The 14,878-nt window shown below is 62.6% G+C and carries 15 protein-coding genes and 1 other RNA gene; all 16 read left to right on the top strand.

Features of this window, described 5'->3' with window-relative positions; all coding sequences use genetic code 11:
• Positions 1-30: 30 nt before the first annotated feature.
• A complete protein-coding gene (locus tag N1058_RS13760; protein ID WP_265518138.1) occupies positions 31-1,002 on the top strand; it encodes a TRAP transporter substrate-binding protein in 972 nt (323 codons plus the stop codon).
• Between the two features lie 103 nt (positions 1,003-1,105).
• Entirely contained in the window at positions 1,106-1,660 is a 555-nt protein-coding gene (locus N1058_RS13755; RefSeq protein ID WP_265518137.1) for a TRAP transporter small permease, read from the top strand.
• Positions 1,660-2,964, top strand: a complete 1,305-nt coding sequence (locus tag N1058_RS13750) for a TRAP transporter large permease (RefSeq protein WP_265518136.1) — start codon at positions 1,660-1,662, stop codon at positions 2,962-2,964. The genes N1058_RS13755 and N1058_RS13750 overlap by 1 nt, the downstream gene beginning before the upstream one ends.
• Before the next feature lie 2 nt (positions 2,965-2,966).
• Positions 2,967-3,500, top strand: a complete 534-nt coding sequence (locus N1058_RS13745; RefSeq protein WP_265518135.1) for a winged helix DNA-binding protein — start codon at positions 2,967-2,969, stop codon at positions 3,498-3,500.
• Positions 3,501-3,618: 118 nt separating this feature from the next.
• Positions 3,619-3,816, top strand: coding sequence for a hypothetical protein (locus N1058_RS13740; RefSeq protein ID WP_265518134.1), 198 nt, complete (start codon positions 3,619-3,621; stop codon positions 3,814-3,816).
• A 161-nt stretch (positions 3,817-3,977) separates the two neighbouring features.
• Positions 3,978-4,688 (top strand): J domain-containing protein, encoded by a 711-nt coding sequence (locus tag N1058_RS13735; protein WP_265518133.1) that lies wholly within the window; start codon positions 3,978-3,980, stop codon positions 4,686-4,688.
• Positions 4,685-5,455 (top strand): N-acetylmuramoyl-L-alanine amidase, encoded by a 771-nt coding sequence (locus N1058_RS13730; RefSeq protein WP_265518132.1) that lies wholly within the window; start codon positions 4,685-4,687, stop codon positions 5,453-5,455. Before N1058_RS13735 ends, N1058_RS13730 begins: the two co-directional genes overlap by 4 nt.
• A gap of 170 nt (positions 5,456-5,625) precedes the next feature.
• A complete protein-coding gene (locus N1058_RS13725) occupies positions 5,626-6,327 on the top strand; it encodes a lytic transglycosylase domain-containing protein (protein ID WP_265518131.1) in 702 nt (233 codons plus the stop codon).
• 48 nt (positions 6,328-6,375) lie between these two features.
• Positions 6,376-6,838, top strand: an RNA gene (gene rnpB / locus N1058_RS13720) — RNase P RNA component class A.
• 386 nt (positions 6,839-7,224) lie between these two features.
• Positions 7,225-7,689, top strand: coding sequence for a division/cell wall cluster transcriptional repressor MraZ (gene mraZ / locus N1058_RS13715; protein WP_265518130.1), 465 nt, complete (start codon positions 7,225-7,227; stop codon positions 7,687-7,689).
• Entirely contained in the window at positions 7,686-8,729 is a 1,044-nt protein-coding gene (gene rsmH / locus N1058_RS13710) for a 16S rRNA (cytosine(1402)-N(4))-methyltransferase RsmH (protein WP_265518129.1), read from the top strand. Before mraZ ends, rsmH begins: the two co-directional genes overlap by 4 nt.
• A gap of 15 nt (positions 8,730-8,744) precedes the next feature.
• Complete coding sequence (ftsL, locus tag N1058_RS13705) at positions 8,745-9,113, top strand: cell division protein FtsL (protein ID WP_265518128.1); 369 nt, start codon at positions 8,745-8,747, stop codon at positions 9,111-9,113.
• The gene (locus N1058_RS13700; protein WP_265518127.1) at positions 9,110-10,831 is read left to right on the top strand and encodes a peptidoglycan D,D-transpeptidase FtsI family protein; all 1,722 of its coding nucleotides are present in this window, start codon (positions 9,110-9,112) and stop codon (positions 10,829-10,831) included. The genes ftsL and N1058_RS13700 overlap by 4 nt, the downstream gene beginning before the upstream one ends.
• 53 nt (positions 10,832-10,884) lie before the next feature.
• Positions 10,885-12,339, top strand: coding sequence for a UDP-N-acetylmuramoyl-L-alanyl-D-glutamate--2,6-diaminopimelate ligase (locus tag N1058_RS13695; protein WP_265518126.1), 1,455 nt, complete (start codon positions 10,885-10,887; stop codon positions 12,337-12,339).
• A complete protein-coding gene (locus tag N1058_RS13690; RefSeq protein ID WP_265518125.1) occupies positions 12,336-13,769 on the top strand; it encodes a UDP-N-acetylmuramoyl-tripeptide--D-alanyl-D-alanine ligase in 1,434 nt (477 codons plus the stop codon). The genes N1058_RS13695 and N1058_RS13690 overlap by 4 nt, the downstream gene beginning before the upstream one ends.
• A gap of 21 nt (positions 13,770-13,790) precedes the next feature.
• On the top strand, positions 13,791-14,873 hold the full coding sequence (mraY, locus tag N1058_RS13685; protein WP_265518124.1) for a phospho-N-acetylmuramoyl-pentapeptide-transferase: 1,083 nt from the start codon (positions 13,791-13,793) through the stop codon (positions 14,871-14,873).
• The last annotated feature ends 5 nt before the right edge of the window (positions 14,874-14,878 follow it).

The raw sequence follows: 14,878 nt of genomic DNA, 5'->3' as shown, positions 1-14,878 counted from the left end.
CCGTCGCCGAACGAAAGATGGGAGACTAATATGAAATATCTAGCGAAGACCGCGCTGCTCGCCACCGCCATCGGCTTTGCGACATCCGCGCATTCCCAGACGAAATGGGACATGCCGGTTCCTTATGGCGACACGAACTTCCACACGGTGAACATCACCGAATTCGCCGAGGACGTGAAGGAAGCGACGGGAGGCGCGCTGGCGATCACGGTCCACGCCAACGGCTCGCTTTTCAAGCATCCCGACATCAAGAACGCAGTGCGCCAGGGCCTGGCGCCGATAGGCGAGGTGCTCGTTTCGCGCCTTTCCAACGAGGATCCCATCTACGAGATCGATTCCGTGCCGTTCCTCGCGACCAGCTATGAGGACGCGAAGAAGCTCTATGATGCCTCAAAGGACGCGTTGTCGACGAAGCTGGAAGAGCAGGGGCTGAAGCTGCTGTTTTCGGTGCCGTGGCCGCCGCAGGGGCTCTATACGCACAAGGAGGTCGATTCTATCGACGACCTCAAGGGCCTGAAGATGCGCGCCTATAACGCTTCGACCGAAAGGCTGGCGCAGCTTGCCGGCGCGCTGCCGACACAGGTTGAGGTGCCGGATCTGCCGACGGCTTTCGCCACCGGCCGGGTCGAGGCGATGATCACCTCGCCTTCGACCGGCGCCAATACCCAGGTTTGGGACTTCCTGACCCATTATTACGACACACAGGCATGGCTGCCGCGCAACATGGTTTTCGTCAATCAGCAGGCCTTCGATGCCTTGGCGCCCGAGCAGCAGGATGCAGTGATGAAGGCCGCGGCAGAGGCGGAAACGCGCGGCTGGGACGCCTCCAAGCAGGAAACCGAGGAAAAGACGCAGATCCTGAAGGAGAACGGCATCATCGTTGCGCGCCCCAGCGACGAGCTCAAGGCAGGGCTTGCCGAGATCGGCGAGACCATGTCCGAGGAGTGGGCGGAAAAGGCCGGCGCGGAAGGTCAGGCCATTCTTGAGGCCTACAGGAACTAGCCCCACCCTTGTTCGGGACCCGGCCGGCAATCGGCCGGGTTCAATCGGGCGGCGTCGGCGCCGCCTCATCGCGGCTTTGCCGGCTTCAACAAGGTGGTTCGACATGCGATCTTTCCTGAACGGCCTTTATGCCGCGTCCGAATGGCTTGCCATGACGGCGCTTGCGGCCACCGCTATCCTCGTATTCGCCCAGGTGGCGGGCCGTGTGTTCGATACGCTGCTGGTAATGGCAGGCAACAGGCCGTACGGATTCCTGGTTCCCTCGCTGGCGGAAATCGCGGGTTTCCTGCTGGTGGCCGCTTCGTTCCTGGCGCTCGCTGGCTCGTTTCGGGCGGGCACCCATATCAGGGTGACGCTGGCGATCGCTCCGCTGCCTACGGGCTTGCGCCACGTTGTGGAAGTGGCGGTGCTGGCGGTGGCGACAGCGATTGCCGGCCTGTTCGCCTGGTATGTTGCGCTTCTGGCGCTCGACAGCGTTCGCTACAATGAACTCTCCTACGGCATCATTGCCATTCCGCTATGGATACCGCAGGGCGCGATGGCGGTGGGCGCGGCTATTTTCACGCTTTCACTGGTCGACGACTTCGCCGCGGCGGTCACCGGCGGAACGCCGTCCTATCTGGCTTCCGATCGTGGCGACGAGACGGAGGTGGTCTGATGGATCTGGCGACAACTTCCCTTCTGCTCAGCGTTTTCGTTCTCCTGTTGCTGGCGGCGGGGCTGTGGGTGGCGCTGGCCCTTACCGCGGTGGGATTGGCGACGATCTTCCTCATGGTCTCCGCGCCGCCCGGCGCGGTCATGGCGACAACGGTATGGGGTGCGGTCAATTCCTGGGATCTGGCGGCACTGCCGATGTTCATCTGGATGGGCGAAATCCTGTTCCGCACGCGGTTGGCCGAGGACATGTTCGCCGGCCTTGCGCCTTGGATGCGGCGGATGCCCGGCAGGCTTCTGCATGTGAATATCCTCGGCTGTGCCATATTCGCCGCCGTTTCCGGCTCCTCGGCGGCCACGACGGCCACCATCGGGCGCATGTCACTGCCGGAACTGAGGCGACGCGGCTATGACGAGAAGATGGCGATCGGCACGCTGGCTGGCTCCGGTACGCTGGGGCTGCTGATCCCTCCGTCCATCATCCTCATCGTGTATGGCGCGGCCACCGAGCAGTCGATCGCCCGGCTGTTCATCGCTGGCGTGGTGCCGGGAGCGATGCTGGCGACGCTCTTCATGGGCTATACGGTGATCTGGTCGCTGATCAACCGCCATCGCATGCCGGAGCCGGACGCGCGGGTGCCCTACCTTCAGCGTCTGTGGCAGACACGGCGGCTTTTTCCGATCATCGCCCTGATCGCCGGTGTCATCGGATCCATCTATGGCGGGTTCGCTTCGCCGACCGAGGCGGCGGTGGTGGGCGTGATGCTCTCTCTCACGCTGTCGGGCTTTACCGGCACGCTCAACCGGGCAAGCTTCGTCGACGCTCTGAGACAGGCGACCCGCACGTCCTGCATGATCGTGCTGATACTCGCAGGGGCGGCGGTGCTGACGGTGGCCATGGGCTATACGGGCATTCCGCGCGAACTGGCGGCCTATATCGGCAGCCTTGGGCTTTCGCCCTTTGCGCTGCTGGCGGCGCTGACGTTGTTTTTCGCCGTTCTCGGCTGTTTTCTCGACGGTATTTCAATCGTCGTTTTGACCACCTCCGTGATCCTGCCGATGATCGAGGCGGCGGGGCTCGACATCATATGGTTCGGCATCTACCTCGTGCTCGTGGTGGAGATGAGCCAGATTACGCCTCCCGTGGGATTCAACCTCTTTGTTCTGCAGGGACTGACCGGCCACAACATCCTCAGGGTCGCGCAGATGACGCTGCCGTTCTTCTGTCTGATGATCGTGGCGGTGGGGCTGATCGTGGCATTTCCGCAACTGGCACTGTGGCTGCCGCAAACGATGCTGGCGAGGTGAAGATGAGCGACAGGGCGCAAAAGACAAATCATGGCATCGGCCCGGTGGTCACCGCATCGCATCTGGCGGCCGGCGCGATGCCGGCGCTTTCGGAGATCGAGTTCGCGATGACACTGATGCACCACTCCTTCGAGCGCTGGATGGTGCGCTGCATGGCGGCGGCCGGTGTGCCGGGGCTGCAGCCGATCGCCGTCCATCTGCTTCATGCCGTCGCCCACCGCAACCGTGAAAAGACGCTTTCGGAACTGTGCATGCTCTTCAATATCGAGGACACGCATGTGGTCACCTACGCTATCAAGAAACTCGATGCGCTGGGACTGGTCGCTTCGTCCAAGCGCGGCAAGGAAAAGACCGTGAAAGCCACGCAGAAGGGGCTTGAGGCCTGCCACCGCTATCATCAGGTGCGTGAGAGCTTGCTGGTTGCCTCCATGAAGCGGCTCAACCTCGACGAGGAGGCGCTGTCCGGTATCGCCGCGATGATGCGGACGATCTCCGGCCAATATGACCAGGCCGCCCGCAGCGCGACGTCGCTATAGCCCTCTTGCCGGCCAACAGATGTAACCACTCTTCATTCAATGTGAGGAAACCCAAGCAAGGAGGAGCGCATTTCCGCCTCGGCTGCCCAGTGGGGCGGTGTATTCAACGGAGGCAGAAATGAAAAGGATTTTGACCGGTCTTGTATCCGCTGTAGCGTTCGCCGGCTTGGCGGCCTGCAGCGATACCGACGATACGACCACTCAGGGTGTCGATCCGGATGTACAAGAACAGGCCCCCCTGGAAGAGCCGACGGACGACACCACGACACAAGGTGTCACGCCTGACGAGGAAGGCAGCACGCAACCCGCCCAGTAGGCGCCGGAAGCACTGTTTTTTTGATACCGGGAGAGGCCGCGCCAAGCCGCCTCTCCCGACGCCCTTCTAATCGCCGTGGAGAAGTAAATTTCCCGGCGCCGCGGGTGAAGTGAAAAAGCGGCCTCGAAATCTCGACCAAATCGCTTTAAGAAATCCGCACGATGACAATATTTGTGCGAATCTCCGACTTCGTCGCCCGCGCTTCCGGCAGCGTGCTCAGTGCGATTGTCGAGGCCGTTCGTTCGGCCTTCGAAGGCGATCCGGTGCTGCGGCGCAAGGTTGCGTTCTCGATTGCGCTGATTGCGCTTTCGGCGAAAATGGCCAAGGCCGACGGCGTTGTGACGGCCGACGAAGTGCATGCCTTTCATGAGATATTCGCGGTGCCCAGCGAAGAGATGCGCAACGTCGCCCGCCTCTATGACCTGGCGCAGCGGGATGTCGCCGGCTTCGAAGCCTATGCGCGTCAGATGGCTGGCCTTTGCGGGTCCGGCAAACCCAATTGCGCCATGCTGGAGGATATTATCGATGGGCTGTTCCACATCGCCAAGGCCGACGGCGTCGTCCATGAGCGCGAACTGACCTTCCTTCAGCGTGTAGCCGGGATATTCGCCATCAGCGAGGCGCACTTCGCCCGCATCAAGGCGCGGCACGTCGTCGGCGGCGAGGCCGATCCTTATATTCTTCTTGGGGTCGCTCCCGACACGCCTTTCAGCGATATCAAGCGTCAGTACCGCAGGCTGGTGGCGGATAGTCACCCGGATCGGCTGATCGCAAGAGGTGTTCCCGAAGAGTTCATCACCATTGCCAACAGCCGCATGGCTGCCCTCAATGCGGCCTATGAGCAGATCGAGATGAGCCGGCGGGCGTTATGAGCGGCTTCATGGCCGACTACCCGGCGGCAGATGTGCGCGTCTCGCCGAATTTCGGGGAACGGCGCGCCGGCATGATCCCCGATACCATCGTTCTCCATTATACCGGCATGGAAAGCGGCGAGGCGGCCGAGCGCTGGTTGTGCGATCCGGCCAGCGAAGTCTCCTCCCACTATCTCGTCCATGAGGATGGGCGTGTGGTGCAGATGGTGCGCGAGGAGGCTCGTGCCTGGCATGCAGGCAAGGGCTCCTGGAACGGGGCCAGCGACGTGAATTCGTGCTCCATAGGCATTGAGATCGCCAATCCCGGCCATGCTTTCGGCTATCCGGATTTTCCCGTGCGGCAGATCGAGGCGGTGATCGAATTATGTCGGGATATTGGCCGCCGCCGGGGCATCCGGCCTCAACGAGTGCTTGGTCATTCCGATGTGGCACCTGGTCGCAAGATCGATCCGGGCGAGAAATTCCCGTGGCGTGAACTGGCCGACAACGGCGTGGGACTCTATGTGCGTCCCGCGTCGCTGGCCGACGGGGTCGTGCTTGATGTCGGCGTGAAGGGCGAGAGCGTCGAAAAGCTTCAATCCATGCTGACCTATTACGGCTACGGCATTGAAATAACCGGCTTTTACGATGCCCAGACAGAAGCCGTCGTGGCTGCATTCCAGCGTCATTTCCGGCCGGATCGAGTCGATGGAATCGCCGACTGGTCGACCCGCGATACCCTGTTGCGGCTCTTGGCCCTGCTGCCGAATGACAACACGATTTCCTGAGCTTTCCCGGCCAAGTATTTCATTGGGTTACGATTTTTGAATGCTGTGGCCGTTCTTTCCACGCTTTGTCCTGTGAGACGCGGCCCGGGCCGAAGGCGGGAGCCCTTATTCCGCATCGCACACAGCAATCACGCCGCGCTCTCGCGCCGGCGAAACGAAGACAGGTAAAAATGAACATCAAGATACTATTGGCGGCGACGCTGGCCGCCGGAACGTTGACCATTGCATCTCATGCATATGCAAAGGACGCCGAGCCGGTCGGCGTTGATACAGCAGCCGAAACGAAGACGGAGACCGATGGTTCCGAGAAAACATTCGGCGATCTTCTGAAAAAGGTGTTGCGCGCCGGGTCGGACCGACAGGGGGTTCAGACTGCCAAGGCTTCGGCTGAAACGAAAGCCAAAGCCGTCAATGTCGATCGTATGACCACTTCTTCCGTGCGTGCGCCCTCCAAGGCGAAATCGTCTTCCAAGGAGAAGTCGTCTGCCAAGTCCGGCTCACGTCCATATCACTCGATTGTTTCCCGTTATGCATCGCAATATGGTGTGCCGGTGTCACTCGCTCACGCCGTCATCAGTGTTGAAAGCAATTACCGGGCATCGGCGCGCGGCCGGGCCGGCGAAATCGGCCTGATGCAGATCAAGCCTTCCACTGCTCGCGGTATGGGGTATAGCGGATCCGCCAAGGGTCTCTACGATCCGGAGACCAATATCCGGTACGGCATGAAATACCTGGCGAAGGCCTATCAGCTCGGCGGCGGCAGCACCTGCGGGGCCATCCTGCGGTACAATGCCGGCCATGGCGCCAAGCGCATGAACCGCATCTCCTCGGCCTACTGCGCCAAGGTCAAGCGCATTCTTACACGAGGATAAGCGCGAAAGGGTTTGCGTTTTGCGCGCAAAATCCCTTTATACGGAACGCCAGCCGGTCGGGCGGCCGCAGGCGCCAATGCCGAAAGGCGGCGCTTGAGGAAAGTCCGGGCTCCACGAAAACACGGTGCCGGGTAACACCCGGCGGGGGCAACCCCAGGGAAAGTGCCACAGAAAGCAAACCGCCCCGCCTGTATTTCGGTCGAACCGACGTCGAGGAAAACCACAATCCCTGATGTGATGGGGCGGACCGAAATACCGGCGGGGTAAGGGTGAAAGGGTGGGGTAAGAGCCCACCGCGCGCCTGGTAACAGGGGCGGCACGGTAAACCCCACCGGGAGCAAGACCGAATAGGAACGGTGCGAAGGGCAACCTTCGAGGGCGGTTTTCGGCCCGGCCGTTCGGGTAGGTCGCTCGAGGCCGGTGGCGACACCGGTCCCAGAGGAATGGTCGCCACGTTGCAGCGCTTGCCGCTGCAGCCATACAGAACCCGGCTTACAGATCGGCTGGCAATTTTCCAGGTATGAGCAGCATTCAGGCCGGCGTCGGGATATCCGACGCCGGCGCTACCCGCGCGCCCGGAATCCATCGGGTGCGTCAACGCTTCATTAGCCTTAATGACCGATAAACCTGGTGTAGCGGCACTCGGAACGCGGGTTTCGCACACGGTTGTGTCCATCATTCCCGTTGACGCCCATGGTGCCCCATGTTATCCCATCAAATCAATCAGGTTATAGTTTCAGCAGGGAGTTTGCGGGTCGCGCAGCCGGTCCCTCCGGGCGGGGTGCCAGGGCGTATTGCGTCTATTTTCGAGGGGTCGGGAAGCCGACATGGAGCTGAGCCGCATGCCGGTAGAGCCAACCAGGAAGAGGCGGGCGCCAATCGTGGCCACATCGAGCGATGGATCGGTTCTTATCCAGTGCGATCAACAGGATCGATGCGAAGGGGCGGGTCTCGGTGCCCGGGCACTTCCGGTCGGTCGTGCAGAAGCGCGGGTTCGGCGATCTCTACGGGCTGCGCGCGCTGGATGTACCTGCGATGGATGTAGGCGGCACCGATCTGCTGGAGCGCTACGAAAGCCGCATGGCGAACGAGGATCCGTTCCTGCAGACGGCGGACGACATGTCCTTCTTCGTGCATGGCGATGGAGCGTTCATGAAGCTCGACCAGGACGGTCGCATTACGGTAAGCGACTTCATCCGCGAGCATACGGGCATTACGGCGGAAGTGGCCTTTGTCGGCCGCGGACTTTTCTTTCAGATGTGGGAGCCGGAGCGTCTCAAGGCGCATGGCGCGCAGGTGCGCGAACGGCTTCTGAAATTGCGGCAACGGGCCTCCGGGGCTGCTGCCGGAAGCGCGGAATGATGGCGGGCCCCGGCGGCGAAAGCACGTCCGGTGGCGGACCGGCCCGCCACATTCCCGTCCTTCTCGATGTGGTGCTGGCGGTGCTCGACCCGGCGCCCGGCAAGCGCATCGTCGATGGCACCTTCGGCGCGGGCGGCTATACGCGGGCCTTGCTAGCGGCTGGCGCCGATGTGCTGGCCATCGACCGCGACCCGGATGCGATCGCCGGCGGGCAGGACCTGGTCCGCGAATCCGCCGGGCGGCTGGTGCTGGAGCGGGGGCGTTTTTCGGAACTGGACGCCATTGCCGGCGAGACCGTCGATGGCGTGGTGCTGGACATCGGCGTTTCGTCGATGCAGCTCGATCAGGCCGAGCGTGGCTTCTCCTTCCGGCAGGATGGCCCGCTCGACATGCGCATGGGACAGGATGGGCCGAGCGCTGCCGATGTGGTCAACCGCCTGAAGGTGGGCGATCTCACGCGTATTTTCGGGCTGCTGGGTGAAGAGCGGCATGCCGGCCGCATCGCCCGCGCCATCGAGAAAAGACGTGCTGAGCGGCCTTTCGAGACCACGGGTGATCTGGCCCGGCTGGTCGAGCGGACGATCGGCCGCAAGCCGACCGACAAGATTCATCCGGCGACCCGTGTGTTCCAAGCGTTGCGGATCTTCGTGAACGACGAGCTTGGAGAACTTGCCGGCGGCCTTTTCGCGGCCGAGCGTATCCTGCGTCCGGGCGGTGTTCTGGCGGTGGTCACCTTCCATTCGCTGGAGGACCGGATCGTGAAACGCTTTTTCGCGGCCCGCTCGGGCAGTGCCGCCGGATCGCGCCACCTGCCGGAAGTGACGGGCCCTGCAGCTCGTTTCGGCAAGCCGGCCAAGCCCGTTTCGCCGAGCGAGGCGGAGATCGCAGGCAACCCGAGAGCACGGTCGGCGGCGCTGCGCTCCGCGGTGCGGCTGGATGCGCCGGCGGGGGAAGCGGATTTCGGAATATTCGGGGTTCCCGCACTTAATTTGACCGGGGCTGACGGCGTGGCCGGACAACCCGGCGGCAAGGCGAGGTAGGAGAGGTAGGAAGACGTGTTTCGCACCACAGACATTATCCTGATCGCGGCGATGATATCGGCGGCCGGCTTTACGTACATGACGAAGCACGAATCTGAAGCCCTGCGAGATCAGGTCGGTGCGCTGGAGACCCGCATTCAGCTCGAAAAAGACGCTATCGATCTGCTGAAGGCTGACTGGAGCCTACTGACGCAGCCGCGCCGCTTGCAGAAGCTGGCCGACATCTATGAGTCGGAATTGGCGCTGAAGCCGCTTGAACCCAAGCAGGTCGCGGAATTCGATGCGCTGCGCGAAATCCCGTTCAGGCCGGTCGATGCGCCGGTGGGAGACGAGATCGGGGAACTGCTCCGGGACGAAACGATCACTGGGGGAGTGGCGCAATGAGATTGCCGGGCCTATGGAAGACGCGGCGAGCAGCCGCCGTCGGGGCTGGAAACAGCGGGATCGTGGTGGAAGGCTCGCGAAAGGCCGTCGGCGGTCGGGGGCAGAGCCGGGTGTTCATGGCCATGGCCGTGCTGTTCGGCATCTACGCGGCAATCGGCGGGCGTCTCGTGCAGTTGGGACTTGCCGAGGACGAAGTCGTCAACCTGCCGGAAAGCCGGCCGACCGCCTCACGCCCCGACCTTGTCGATCGCAACGGAGAGGTGCTGGCGACGGACATCAAGACGGCCTCGCTCTTTGCCGAGCCGCGCCGCATTGTCGATGTTGACGAGGCGATCGAAAAACTGCTCACCGTATTGCCTGACCTCGACTACGAGCAGACCTATCGCCGGCTGAGCAGCGAGGCCGGTTTCGTGTGGCTGCGGCGTCAGCTGTCGCCGCGCCAACAGAGCGAAATACTGGCGCTCGGCGTGCCTGGCCTCGGCTTCCGCACGGAAAAGCGCCGCTTTTATCCCGGCGGGTCGACGGTTTCCCACGTGCTCGGTTTGGTTGACGTCGACAACAAGGGCATCGCCGGCATCGAGAAATACATCGATAATCAAGGGCTTGCCGATCTCCAGGCGTTGGGGCTCGCGGCACCTGGAACGCTTGAGCCCGTTCGGCTGTCGCTGGATCTCAGGGTGCAATATATTCTGCACGACGAACTCACCCAGGCGATGGAGCGCTTCGACGCGATCGCCGCAGGCGGCGTGGTCCTCAACGCACGCACTGGCGAGGTCGTGGCCATGGCGTCACTGCCGGACTATGATCCGAACAATCCCTATAACGCGTTGGAGAAAGACCGGCTCAACCGCATGTCGGCCGGCGTCTTTGAGATGGGGTCGACCTTCAAGCTCTTCACGACGTCGATGGCGCTCGATTCCGGCCTTGTGGATATCAACGACAAGTTCGATGCAACGCGCCCGCTGCAATTGGGCGGGTTCACGATCAGGGATTTCTACGGCAAGAAGCGTGTTCTGAGCGTGCCGGAAATCCTCATCTACTCCTCCAATATTGGAACGGCCAAGATGGCCGACGTGGTGGGGATTGAGGGGCACAGGGAGTTCCTGAAGCGGATCGGCCTTCTCGATCGCATGTCCACCGAGTTGCCCGAGGTGGCCCACCCGACTGAACCTTCCACGTGGAAGAAGATCAATTCCGTCACCATTTCCTTCGGCCACGGGGTCGCCACGACGCCCTTGCAGACCGCCGCGGCAGTGGCGGCGATGCTGAACGGCGGAAAACTCATTCCACCCACCTTCCTTCCGCGCACCGAGGAAGAGGCGAATGCTATTGGAGAGCGGGTGATCTCCCAGAAGACGAGCGCGCAAGTCCGTTACCTGTTGCGTCTCAACACCGAGAAGGGCTCGGGGCGCCGCGCGGAAGTGCCGGGCTATTATGTCGGCACCAAGACCGGCACTGCCGAGAAAGTGGTCAACGGTCGCTACTCGAACAGTACCCGCTTCAACACGTTCATTGCCAGCTTCCCCGCAAACGATCCCGAGTATATCGTGTTCGTGGTTCTGGATGAGCCGAAGCCGGAAAAACCTGGTATGTCGGCCACCTCCGGCGTGACCAACGCGCCGCTCGCCGGCAATATCATTCGCCGCGCGGCGCCGCTACTTGGCGTAAAGCCGGATTTCGGCCATGAAAGTGAGGCTTTACTGGTCTCCTATCAGTGATTCCCGCCACCTCCGGCTGTGCGGGATGGCCGCAAAATGAATACTGGAACGAAATGAAGCTGGGCGAATTTGCCGATATTCTGCCACATGACGGCGCACTATCCGACGATACGACGTTCTCCGGAGTGCAGTCCGATTCCCGGCATGTGAAAAAGGGCGACATCTTCTTCGCGCTTCCTGGCGTGAAGGCCGATGGCGCACGTTTTGCCGAGGACGCGGCAGGGCGCGGCGCGGCGGCGGTCGTGGCGGCGCCCGGTTCGATAAGCAGAGCGCTTGGCATCCCGGTCATCGAGAGCGCAGATCCGCGCAGGGCCCTGGCGCTTTGCGCCGCCCGTTTCCATCCAGGACAGCCCAAAACGATGGTGGCGGTGACGGGAACGAGCGGCAAGACGTCAGTCGCCTCGTTCACGCGCCAGGTATGGGAACAGGCGGGATTTCCGGCGGCAAGCATCGGTACGACGGGCGTGGTGGCGCCGAACCGCGATGAATATGGCGAACTGACTACCCCCGATCCGATAGCGCTCCACAAGCTTCTGAAGGAACTTGCGGAGGAGGGCGTGACCCACGGCGCCATGGAAGCATCCAGTCACGGGCTGTCGCAGCGGCGGCTCGACGGGGTAAGGCTTGCGGCCGGAGGTTTCACCAATCTCGGACGCGACCATATGGACTATCACCCGACGATGGAGCACTACCATCAATCGAAGATGCGCCTCTTCGACACGCTGCTGCCCGTGGGGGCACCGGCGGTGGTCTTCGCCGATGACGAATGGTCGGAAGTTACCATGGACGCGGTGAAGACGGCGGGGCGCGAGCTTCGCACGGTTGGCCGCAAGGGCGCGTTCCTTACACTGAAACGGGTCGAGCACGAGCGCCATCGACAGCGGGCCGAGGTGGAGCATCATGGCCGGATATACGAGATCGACCTTCCGCTGGCGGGCGACTTCCAGATCGCCAATGCGCTGGTGGCGGCGGGGCTTGCCATAACGACCGGACTTGCCGCCGACCAGGCCCTGGCTGCGCTGGAGCATCTGAAGGGCGCTTCGGGCCGGCTCGAACTGGTGGGCGCCACGGCCGAGGGCGCACAGATCTATGTCGATTACGCCCACAAGCCCGACGCCTTGAAGAATGTGCTCCTGGCGGTGCGCCCATTCACCACCGGCCGCGTCGTCGTCCTTTTCGGCTGCGGGGGGGATCGCGACCGGGGTAAGCGGGCGATCATGGGCAGCATAGCGGCGGAACTTGCCGACATCGCCATCGTGACTGACGACAATCCGCGCTCGGAAGAGCCGGCGACGATCCGCAAAGCCATTCTCGAAGCGGCGCCGGGCGCGCTGGAGATCGGCGACCGCCGCGAGGCCATCCGTTCCGCCATATCTATGCTGGAGGCCGGCGACACGCTCGTCGTAGCCGGCAAGGGGCATGAGCATGGGCAGGAAATCGCCGGACGGAAGCATCATTTCTCCGACCATGAAGAAGTGCTGAAGGCGCTCGGGGAGCGGGGCGCTTGAATATCCTGTGGGACAGTCAGGCGCTGGTGGCCGCGACGGGCGGGCGCCCGCAGGGAAACCTGCCCGAAGGCGTGACCGGCATCTCCATCGACACGCGAACCCTGAAGCGCGGCGAGGCATTTTTCGCGATCAAGGGCGAGAATTTCGACGGGCACGATTTCGGCACGGCGGCGATGGCGGCCGGCGCCGGCCTGCTGGTCGTTGCGGAAGAGAAGCTGCCCGCGCTCGGCCGGCTAGCCGTGCCGAAGATCGTCGTTCCCGATGTTCTCCAGGCATTGGAGAAGGTGGGCCAGGCGGCGCGCTCACGCTCCAGGGCGAAGATCATCGCAGTAACCGGCTCGGTCGGCAAGACGACGACCAAGGCGATGCTGAGCCATATTCTGTCGCGCGCGGGCACGGTTCACGCCGCCGACAAGTCGTTCAACAACCATTGGGGCGTGCCGCTGTCGCTGGCGCGCATGCCGGAGGATTGCGATTACGCGGTCTTCGAGATCGGCATGAACCATCCGGGAGAGATCACGTCTCTGGTGGGCATGGTGCTTCCCCATATCGCGGTCGTCACCGTCGTAGCGGCGGCGCATCTGGGATTCTTCAAGAGCCTCGACGAGATTGCGCGCGCCAAGGGCGAAATCTTCGTCGGCGTCCTCAAGGGCGGCCACGCGCTGGTCAATCGCGACGATGCCCGTTGGAAACTGTTGTCCAAGATGGCGGCCGATGCCGGCATTGAACATATCTGGGGTTTTGGCGAAAACGCCCGCGCCCAGTTCAAACTGATGAAATACGAGCCCGATGCGCAGGGTGCGCAGATGGAGGTCAAGGTTGCCGGCCAGGAATTCTCTTTCCGGCTGGGCGCGACAGGGCGTCATATGGCGCAGAATGCGCTGGCCGCACTCGGCGCTGCGCACCTGGCGGGAGTGGACCTGGCGCGCATCGTGCCGGCCTTCGGCGATTTTTTTGCCGAAGAGGGACGCGGTCGCCGTCACGTCCTGCGCCGGGGGCAGGGCACTTTCACGCTGATCGACGAAAGCTACAACGCCAATCCGGCGTCGATGCAGGCGGCCTTGCGGGTATTGGCGACGGCCCCGGTGGGTGATGGCGGACGGCGCATCGCCGTTTTGGGCGACATGCTGGAACTGGGCAGCCATTCGCAAAAGCTGCACGCGGGCCTGGCGCAAGTCGTTTCCGACGCGCGCGCCGACATGCTGCTTCTGGCGGGAGCGGAAATGAAGGCGCTGGCGGACAATCCGCCGAAGGACATCCACTTGGAATACCGCGCCAATGCGGACGAGCTTCAGCCGCTGCTCCTGAACGCGGTGAAGGCGGGGGATACTGTCATGATCAAATCATCCAAGAGCATCGGCTTTTCCAAGCTGGTTGACGCTCTAACCAAGCATTTTCCGGCGGCGGTTGACAAACCGGCGCGGGGCTGACGCCACGCGGGGGTTTTCACCATGCTCATGCTGCTTGTCCAGTTTGCCGACGAGTTCTCGGCTTTCAATGTTTTCCGCTACATCACGTTTCGCACCGGCGGAGCGCTGATGACTTCGGCATTTATCGTTTTCCTGTTCGGGCCGGCCATCATCAATTCGCTGCGCGTGCGGCAGGGCCGCGGCCAGCCGATCCGGGCCGATGGCCCCCAGACGCACTTCAAGAAGGCCGGAACGCCGACCATGGGCGGGCTCATGATGCTGTGCGGCATATTGGGTGCCTCGGTATTGTGGGCGAACCTTTCCAGCGTCTATGTGTGGGTGGTGCTCATGGTCACGGTGGGCTTCGGCGCCATCGGCTTCTACGACGACTATCTGAAGGTGACCAAGCAGTCCCATCTGGGATTCTCGGGCAAGGTGAGGCTGCTCCTTGAATTCCTGATCGCCGGCTTTGCGGCATGGCTGATCATGCGGGCGGGGCAGGCGCCGTTTTCCTCATCGCTCACCTTCCCGTTCTTCAAGGAACTCCTGCTTAATCTGGGCGTGTTCTTCATACCCTTCGCCGCCTTCGTGATCGTCGGCGCGGGCAACGCGGTGAACCTCACCGACGGGCTGGACGGACTGGCAACCGTGCCGGTGATGGTGGCGGCCGCCTCCTTCGGCGTCATCGCCTATCTTTCGGGGAACGCCATCTTCGCCGATTACCTGCAAATCCACTTCGTGCCGGGAACGGGCGAATTGTCCGTCATCCTGGGCGCGGTGATTGGCGCCGGGCTCGGCTTCCTTTGGTTCAACGCGCCGCCGGCCGCCATCTTCATGGGCGACACGGGCTCTCTGGCGCTGGGCGGCCTCATCGGCACGGTGGCGGTGGCGACAAAGCATGAGATCGTGCTGGCGATCGTCGGCGGGCTTTTCGTCATCGAGATATTCTCCGTCATCATACAGGTGGCCGTCTTCAAGATGACCGGCAAGCGGGTGTTCCTGATGGCACCCATCCATCATCATTTCGAAAAGCTCGGCTGGACGGAAAGCCAGGTGGTGATCCGCTTCTGGATCATAGCCGTCGTGCTGGCGCTGATTGGGCTTTCGACGCTGAAGCTGAGGTAAGGGCG

This window comes from Nitratireductor luteus (assembly GCF_026162365.1).
In the GTDB taxonomy this organism is placed as follows: Bacteria; Pseudomonadota; Alphaproteobacteria; order Rhizobiales; family Rhizobiaceae; genus Chelativorans; species Chelativorans luteus.
The sequence above is the reverse complement of the archived record's forward strand: the minus strand, read 5'-3'. Positions and strand labels throughout refer to the sequence as shown.

Excerpts from the sequence above, each read along its gene's own strand:
- N1058_RS13760 (WP_265518138.1), top strand. The coding sequence starts at position 31 with ATGAAATATCTAGCGAAGACCGCGCTGCTCGCCACCGCCATCGGCTTT.
- N1058_RS13755 (WP_265518137.1), top strand. The coding sequence starts at position 1,106 with ATGCGATCTTTCCTGAACGGCCTTTATGCCGCGTCCGAATGGCTTGCC.
- N1058_RS13750 (WP_265518136.1), top strand. The coding sequence starts at position 1,660 with ATGGATCTGGCGACAACTTCCCTTCTGCTCAGCGTTTTCGTTCTCCTG.
- N1058_RS13745 (WP_265518135.1), top strand. The coding sequence starts at position 2,967 with ATGAGCGACAGGGCGCAAAAGACAAATCATGGCATCGGCCCGGTGGTC.
- N1058_RS13740 (WP_265518134.1), top strand. The coding sequence starts at position 3,619 with ATGAAAAGGATTTTGACCGGTCTTGTATCCGCTGTAGCGTTCGCCGGC.
- N1058_RS13735 (WP_265518133.1), top strand. The coding sequence starts at position 3,978 with ATGACAATATTTGTGCGAATCTCCGACTTCGTCGCCCGCGCTTCCGGC.
- N1058_RS13730 (WP_265518132.1), top strand. The coding sequence starts at position 4,685 with ATGAGCGGCTTCATGGCCGACTACCCGGCGGCAGATGTGCGCGTCTCG.
- N1058_RS13725 (WP_265518131.1), top strand. The coding sequence starts at position 5,626 with ATGAACATCAAGATACTATTGGCGGCGACGCTGGCCGCCGGAACGTTG.
- mraZ (WP_265518130.1), top strand. The coding sequence starts at position 7,225 with ATGGATCGGTTCTTATCCAGTGCGATCAACAGGATCGATGCGAAGGGG.
- rsmH (WP_265518129.1), top strand. The coding sequence starts at position 7,686 with ATGATGGCGGGCCCCGGCGGCGAAAGCACGTCCGGTGGCGGACCGGCC.
- N1058_RS13700 (WP_265518127.1), top strand. The coding sequence starts at position 9,110 with ATGAGATTGCCGGGCCTATGGAAGACGCGGCGAGCAGCCGCCGTCGGG.
- N1058_RS13695 (WP_265518126.1), top strand. The coding sequence starts at position 10,885 with ATGAAGCTGGGCGAATTTGCCGATATTCTGCCACATGACGGCGCACTA.
- mraY (WP_265518124.1), top strand. The coding sequence starts at position 13,791 with ATGCTCATGCTGCTTGTCCAGTTTGCCGACGAGTTCTCGGCTTTCAAT.